The organism is Oscillibacter sp., assembly GCF_031978065.1.
Lineage (GTDB): Bacteria > Bacillota > Clostridia > Oscillospirales > Oscillospiraceae > Oscillibacter.
Genome location: NZ_DALZCH010000132.1, coordinates 1 through 7,806, shown reverse-complemented (window position 1 = coordinate 7,806; position 7,806 = coordinate 1). Strand labels below are relative to the sequence as shown.

The 7,806-nt window shown below is 57.8% G+C and carries 4 protein-coding genes; 1 reads left to right on the top strand and 3 read right to left on the bottom strand.

From position 1 onward, the window contains the following. Positions 1-192 precede the first annotated feature (192 nt). The 3 genes from RTK01_RS14830 to RTK01_RS14820 form a co-directional block, all read right to left on the bottom strand. Entirely contained in the window at positions 193-1,572 is a 1,380-nt protein-coding gene (locus RTK01_RS14830) for an undecaprenyl-phosphate glucose phosphotransferase (RefSeq protein ID WP_312281714.1), read from the bottom strand. A 166-nt stretch (positions 1,573-1,738) separates the two neighbouring features. Then, on the bottom strand, positions 1,739-4,189 hold the full coding sequence (locus tag RTK01_RS14825) for an O-antigen ligase family protein (protein WP_312281713.1): 2,451 nt from the start codon (positions 4,187-4,189) through the stop codon (positions 1,739-1,741). Between the two features lie 49 nt (positions 4,190-4,238). After that, positions 4,239-5,399, bottom strand: coding sequence for a glycosyltransferase (locus tag RTK01_RS14820; RefSeq protein ID WP_312281712.1), 1,161 nt, complete (start codon positions 5,397-5,399; stop codon positions 4,239-4,241). 430 nt (positions 5,400-5,829) lie between these two features. On the opposite strand from RTK01_RS14820, the gene RTK01_RS14815 reads away from it, so the two are divergent. Beyond that, a partial coding sequence (locus RTK01_RS14815) for an S-layer homology domain-containing protein (RefSeq protein ID WP_312281711.1) occupies positions 5,830-7,806 on the top strand: 1,977 nt, incomplete at its 3' end.

Genomic DNA, 7,806 nt, shown 5'->3' with positions numbered 1-7,806 from the left:
TTCTTTTAGGTCTTGTCCGCCCCCTCGCAGGAAGAAGCTCCCGAAAAATAAAAGTTAGAGAAGCCCCGCTCCGAAAGGAGCGGGGCTTCTCTAATAAGAATGGGCGGTTCGCGTTGCGCGGATCGCCCATCTTTGCGGAAAAAAGGACTGGGGCCGCCTAAATCGGGCGCAGGGACAGTGAGGAAAAGCCTGTCAAATTTTCAGCTTTTCGCGGTTCACCGCACGAAACACGGTCATCAGCAGAATTTTCACATCGAACAGAAGACTCCAGTTCTCAATGTAATAGAGATCGTGTTCGATGCGGCCCTCGATAGACGTGTCGCCCCGGAAGCCGGAAACCTGCGCCCAGCCGGTGATGCCGGGGCGCACCTGATGCTTGACCATATAGCGGGGGATATTCTCCCGAAACTGCTCCACAAAGTGGGGAACTTCCGGACGGGGCCCCACCAGAGACATGTCGCCCTTGAGGACATTAAAAAATTGGGGCAGCTCGTCGATGGAAAGCTTGCGGATCAAAGAGCCGAACCGGGTTTTCCGGGGATCGGCATTGGTGCTCCAGCCGGTGGCTTCCTTGGCGTTGATCCGCATGGAGCGAAATTTGTACATCTGAAAGGGCTTTTTGTTGCGCCCCACCCGTTCCTGCCGAAATAAAATGGGGCCGGGAGAGCTGAACTTCACGCCGATGGCCGCAAATATCATCAGCGGCGAGGTGAGGATAATCAAAATCAGTGCGCCCAGAATATCCTCCGCCCGCTTCAAAAAAGCGTTGCCCAAATTGTCCAACGGAATGCGCCGCAGGTTAATAAGAGGCAGTCCGTCCAGATTGTCCACCTGAGGATTGCTGGGCAGATGCGCCGCATAGAAGGGAATAATGGACGCCTTTGTGCCGGTTTTTTCGCAGACAGAAATGAGACTTGGCATCTTCCCGTTGTCCGCTCCCGGAATCGCCAGCACCACCTCGTCCGGCTTGCGCTGATTGAGCAGGTCCTCCAAATGGTCATATCCGCCTAAAAGAGGAAGCACGCCCCACGGGTCTCCGTCGGAAACCACGCCGTCCACCAGAAAGCCGAGGTTTTTCTGGGCCGCCACCTTTTTTAGATAATTTTCCGCCGTTGGGCCGCTGCCCACCAGCACCACATGCTTGAGATTATAGCCTTTGGCCCGAAAGCGGTGTAGCAGAAGCCGCAAAAAAGCCCGCTTCGCCAAAAGAAGCCCACTTGTAAAGCAGAAAAACAGAACCAGCGTCCAGCGGGACATGTTGTTCAGATGGAACACGAACAGAATCGCCACCAGCAGCGCGGTGTCCATGGCGGTGACGCTTAAAAGCCGCGCGGCCTCCCGGTGAAAGCGGATGGAGCGGTAGGACTCGTACAGTCCCGCCGTGGCGTAGCTCAGCAGGCACAGTGCCGCAGCCGCCCCGCCCAAAGCCACATAATAGAAAAATGGAATCCCCTCAATGCCGCCCAGAAGAGAAAAACGCACCCAATAGGCCAGCAGCATGGAGGCAAACACCAATACCCCGTCAGACAGGACGTGCAATTGGTTCAGCAGCCGCTGGTTCTCCTTAATCATTCTGAAATCCTCCCAAAACCGACATTTTACGCGCATTTGATTGTACCCCGGAAGCGGACTTCTGTCAACCGGCGCGGGCTTTCGGGTTTCCCAAGGAGTATGGAAAGCGGCAGCCTTCAGTTCCGAAGGCTGCCGCTTTTTGGTCAATGCCCGGAAATTGCGGGCGTTATTTAAGAGAGTCCAAATAGGTCTGAGCCCGGCCGTACAGGGTGATGGGCTGGAGAAGATAGTTGTTGGCCTCCTGAAGCTGCGCCGCAATGCCCAAGGACAGCCCCCGGAATTCCGGCGTGCCGTCGTCCTGCTCCGCCAGAAGCGTAAGCGCATACTGCCACGCTCCTGTCCGCGCCCGGTTGAATGCGAGGTGGCGAGAGAGGGAGGCAAACGCACCTTGCGGAATGTGGTTGTCAAAAAAGTATTCCGCAAGGTAGTCCGGGTCGGTATTTCCGGACCGGGTATAGGTCGAGGCATACAGGCCCGCCTGATTCTGAATCGCCTCGTCGTCGGACTGAGCGCTGTAATAAATATAGGCTTGCATGGAATCCTGACGACTGAAAGGATCGCTACCGATGGCGCTGTCAAGCCGCTGGAAAACGGTGCCCTGCCCGAACATCATGTCGTTGTCCGCCCGCAGATGGTTTAGGAGGAGCACGCTCCAGATCGTTGTGATTGCAAGGGCGAAGAGCAGCAAAGCCTTACGGGCTGTCCAGCCCTTCACGGGGGAAGGCTGCACATTCCCGGCGTTGGGTTTCGCGGCGACTTTCTTTGTTTTTGTCTCCGCAGCCACAGCGGCCTCCATGGCGGGGACCTTCGCTTGCTCCGGGGCAGCTTGCGTGCAGTGGACAGCGATTCCTGCCCAGATACAGAACATCAGTGACAGAAACGAGCTGAGAGAAAAGGCTGCTTGGTTGACTGCCTGAAGCGCGGCGAAGCCCGTCGCCGCAAACAGCGCGGGAGCCAGAGGCACACCCCGCTTCCGTCCTGCCAGCGCCGTCCAAAAGGAGGAGGCCAGCACGCCCGCAAACAGAGCAAGGCCGATTGCGCCGGCATCCGCTAATGTCTGGACGTAGTGGTTGTGGACGTACCGGCTCTGGTACTCAAACCGGGCGACGGAGTAAAGCCCCGCTTCCACCGCGCCAAGTCCTTCGCCCAGCAGGGGGGACTTTTCCCAGATACGCAGGCCGTCCCGCCAGAACTCCGTCCGCTGGACGGAGTTCTGATTGGCCCAAAGGCCCTGAAGCCGATTTGCCATGAACCCCGGCAGCAGCCTGTAATGAAGGTTCAGACTTCCGTCCTCCGTCCCGGTATAGGAAAGCTGTTCCACCGTCCCGCCCTCGGGCAGGGAGACGGCAAACCAGACCGCCTCCGTCCCCTCCGGCACGGTGAAGGCTGCACCGTCAGATACGCCGTCGTAAAGCACCGTGGAGGTGTGGAGAATTAAGTCGGTTTCATTCTGACAGGTGACGCGTACAGAGGCGTTTCCGCTGCTCTCGGTGGAAAGGGTGTACGCTCCGGCGGAAAGGTTTGCGGCCCGATTTAAAACCTCGCCCGGCGCCAGAGAAGCCGGGCCGGTGAGCTGAAACGCCAAGATTCCGTACACCGCCCCGCAGAGCACCAGCGCACCCGCTACGCCCAGAGACAGTGTTTTGTGTCGGGAAAAAGCCGTGCAGATTCGCTGGGACAAAAGCCTGTCCAGCCCCGCAAGGCCCACGGACCCCGCCAGCGCCGCAAGCAGGGGAACGGGGGAAAATTGCTTCGTCCCGTCAAACACGGAAGCATAAACCGCCAAAACCCCAAGCATGGTAACCGCCAGCGTTTCCACCATTAAAACGGCGGCGGGGAGCTTTTCCCCTTTGGGTACCGCCAGCAGAAACAGCACGAACGCAACGGCAATAAAGCCCATGGCGCCAAGGCTGAACGCCAGCACGAAGCCCAGCGCCGAGAGAAACAGACACACCGCGTGAAACGTCCGCTCCCGCCCATGGCTGCTCAGGGCCAGACCCAGTGCCAGCAGCACGCCCAGCCCTGTCACACTGGCAAAGGTGTTGCCGTCGGCAAGAAGGGAGTTGATGCGGGTTCCCGTCTCAAGGCCAGAATTGACGCTGTAATCCTGCGTAAACGTCTCGACGATGGCGCGAAACGCACCGGAAAACCAGTGGGTGGATACCAAATCAATACTTAAAAAAGAAAACAGGGCGGAGACGGCGGAGACAGCGGAAATTGCGTTTCGTCCCGCGTTTTTCCCGCTTCCTGCCGTAAAAATAACGAGCAGAAACAGCAAAAACCCCGCCAGAATCTTTGCAAACTCCTTTAAAGCCAGCACGGGGTAGGGACTGCGGAAGCAGGATATGCCCGCCCACAGCACATACAGCGTCACCGCCAGAAACAGAAGCCCCAGACGCGGGGCTATGGGCCGCTTACGCAGCAGAGCCGCCGTTAGCAATGCCCCCAGCGCCAGCAGAATGCACAGCATCGTCACAGACTCCTGTGCGGTGAGTGTCACCAGCAAAAACAGCCCCCCGGCAAACAGGGCCAGACTCCGCCGGTCGCAAAGCTCCTCCGGCAATGCGCCCGCTGCACCCGGCGCGTAAAGCAGGTGGCTCTTCTTTGTGTTTTTCATCTATCAGACCTCCGGTTATGCGTTTTTATAGTCTATAGTCATCGCGCTCTCAGCGTCCGGCACTTTCGGTTGTTCCCGCGAAAACGGGCTTCCGCTCCGCCGTGCTGGGTACGACGGAGAGGTATGCCTCCATCACCTGCGGGAAAACCCGCCCCAGCCCATAGGGCAGGGCTGCTTCATGGGCCTGTGCACCCAGTTTTCGGCGCAGGTCCGCATCCTCCGTCAGCCGGAGAAGCTGTGCGGCGCAGGCCGCCGCGTCTCCGTAAGGATACAGCAGCCCGCCACCGTCGGCAAGCAAATCCGTGTGCCCCTTCACCGCGCTGGCCGTCACCGGAAGCCCGACGTACATGGCCTCCATTACATTAAAAGGCAGTCCCTCCGACCGGCTGGCGGAAACCGCTAGGTCAGCGGCGGCGTACCATCGGGGCATGTCCGGCTCTGAACCGGGAAAAAACACCCGGCGTTCAACGCCCAGATGCGTTGCAAGCACTTTGCATTCTTCCAGCAGCGCGCCCTGTCCGGGCAGAGCCAGCTTCACCCGCTCCGGCAGCAGCGCCATGGCCTGGAGTAGTAGGGACTGAGACTTACGGGCAGAAAATTCCGCCGCGTAAACCGCGAGAAGCTCATCCGGACCAAGCCCCAGTTCCTGCCGCAGCGCCGAACCGTCGGCCTCCCGTCCCTCCAGACGGGAAAAATCCACCCCCATGCCGGGAACGTTCTCCACCCGCCGTCCCAGCTTCTTTTGCCGTGCCAGCGCATAGTCCCATTGGTTCATGGTCAAAAGCAGGTCGGTCTGGGGAGCGGTCAGCCGCTCTGCCGAGAGGAAAATTTCCCGTTTGAGGGGTGCTGTCCTATTATCAAATAAATATCCGTGGGCCACGGTGACAAGGGGGGGCCTGCGCCCGCCCAGCCCCGCCGCCGCGCGACGGGTAAAAAATGAGGCCAAAGACGTGTGAGCCACCACAAGGTTGTATTGCGTCTCCTCCATGGCGCGGCGCAGAAGCGCCTGAGCACGGAAATTGGCCGGAGCGGTCATTCTCTTTTCAAAAGGAAGCGGAATTACCCGGTCTGCTTCCGGAATTGCCATGCTTTCTCCTCCGCAGGCAATGTGAACCGCCCACCCTAAAGCGCGGAACGCCGCCAGATAGGGTCGGTGGAAATTTAAAAGGTGGGAATATGTAGACGCGGTAAACAGTACGGCTTCGGACACGGCGGACTCCCTTCGGCGCTTCGCGGCTTTCTTACGAAACTCTATTATATTTGACTTGCCTCGTTTATTCAAGTAGGATTGGGTGAAATGAAGAATTTACTTTCCGTCTGTGGGAAAAATCCGCCTGCGGCGGCTGTGTTACAAGATTGTTACAAATGCGCAAAGCTATTGCGCCGTCAAAAAATATCTGCTAGAATCCAGAAAGAACAAACGAGGGGACTCTCCTTTCCCGGAGCAGATACGGGACCGGCTAGCCACGGTATGTGCGCCGGGCGAAGAAAGACCCATTCGGACGTTCAACATTCATGTCGCGGAAGCCGGATCTGTGCAAGGCGATAGCGCAGGTCCCGAAACCAACGGTTTGGGGGACCGGCGTGTGTCCCGGACGCGGACTTCGGCGAAAGCGGCAAATTTTTAAGGAGGAAAATCCATGAAGAAGTTCCTTTCTCTGGTAATGGCGCTGGTTATGACCATGTCTTTGGTCACCATTGGCGCCGGCGCCACCGAGTACAAGGATTTCACCGACAAGGGTGAAGTTCAGTACCAGGAAGCAGTTGCAGTTCTCAACAAGCTCGGTATCATCACCGGCTATGAGGGCGGCGACTTCAAGCCCGCCGGGGCTCTCACCCGCGGCGCCGCCGCCAAGATCATCGTTTCTCTGATGATCGGCTCCGAGGCCGCCGGTTCCCTGCAGGTTGCTGCCGCTCCTTACAAGGACGTGCCCGTGACCAACACCTTTGCCGCGGTTATCTCTTACTGCAAGACCGCCGGCTACATCAACGGCTACTCTGACGGCACCTTCCGTCCCACCGGCGCCCTGACCGGCTTCGCTTTCGCGAAGATGCTGCTGGGCGCTCTGGGCTACAAGGGTGACATCGAGGGCTTCTCCGGCTCCGGCTGGACCATGAAGGTCGCTTCTGTCGGCTCTGTCGCCGGCCTGTACAACGACTTCCTCACTCCCTTCTCCGGCAACGCCGGCGTGACCCGTGAGCAGGCCTGCCAGCTGGCGCTGAACACCCTGAAGGCCACCAAGGTGGAGTACAAGGGCAATGATGTCAGCGTCTCCGGCAAGGACATCAACGTGGTTGTCGGTACCAAGGACCACACCGATGTTGTCAACAACAGCAAGACTGACGGCAACATTAAGACCGACACCAAGATGCAGTTCGCAGAGCAGCACTTCACTGATCTGAAACAGCTCAGCGACACCACCACCGACTTTGGTCGGCCCGCCACTCGTTGGGCATACAAGAATGTCACCATTGACAAGTTTGCCAAGAAGGCCGACTTCACCTTTACCGTTGCTCCTTCCGGCGACACCGCCAAGGACAAGGTCAAGGACATGGGTCTGGACGGCTATAAGGTCTACGGTGGCACCAAGGTGACCATCAGCGATAACAGCCAGAGCAATTACTTTGCTCTTACTCCCGCTGCCAGCTATGATCAGGTTGAAGAGGCTGTAAAGCTCTCCGACTATGCTCAGAAGATGGTTGACCTGACCGGCAACGGCATTCTGGTTGAGGTCTATGTGGACGAAGACAATGCCGACATTATCTCCGACATCGTGGTTATCCGCACCCAGCTCATGGAGGTCAACACCGTCTCCAGCAAGACCATCACCGTGAAGCAGCTGGACGATGTTGGTAACATTGGGTATGCCACTAATGGCACCACCGTTCTCAGCGGTAAGGATCCTGTCACTGGCAACGCCTACTTCAAGTCCCTGTCTTCCGTGAAGGACAGCGATGATGCATATGCTGATCTGAAGAACAGCAAGTCTGGCGACTATATGCTGGTCACCTATGCTGGCGGCGATGTTGACAGTGCTGTGGCTCCTCAGGTTGTCACCGGCGCGCTGACTGCTATCACCCGCAACAACAGCAACGTTGTTAACGGCGTGACCGTTGGCGGAACCGCTTACAAGCTGGCCGCTATCCGCGACATTGATTTCAACGACCTGAGCGCTGCTCAGATTTCTTCCACCAAGAAGGACGTCACTCTGTATCTGGATGCCTATGGCTATGCCACCTACATCAAGGATGCCGGCACTTCCACCAACTTCATGATCGTTGGTGACAGCTATAAGACTCTGGTCAACGGTAAGCTGGTCACCACCCTCAACGGCTGGGACATGACTGGCGCTGAGACTTCCATTAACGTCGGCACTGCGAACACCAATGTGTACTTCGGCGATATCATCAAGTATGAGAGCACCGATACTGCCAACGCGGATTATGCTATTACAACTGCCAACGTCACTCCCGTCACTGGCACCAACGCGCGGAAGGGCTATGATACCATCAGCAACGCCTCTTTGACGTCCAGCACCACTGTGGTGACCGGTGCTGCTGGCAGCTTCAGAATTGCCTCCGGCGTGAAGACCATCTTCATGGACTTCAACAACGAC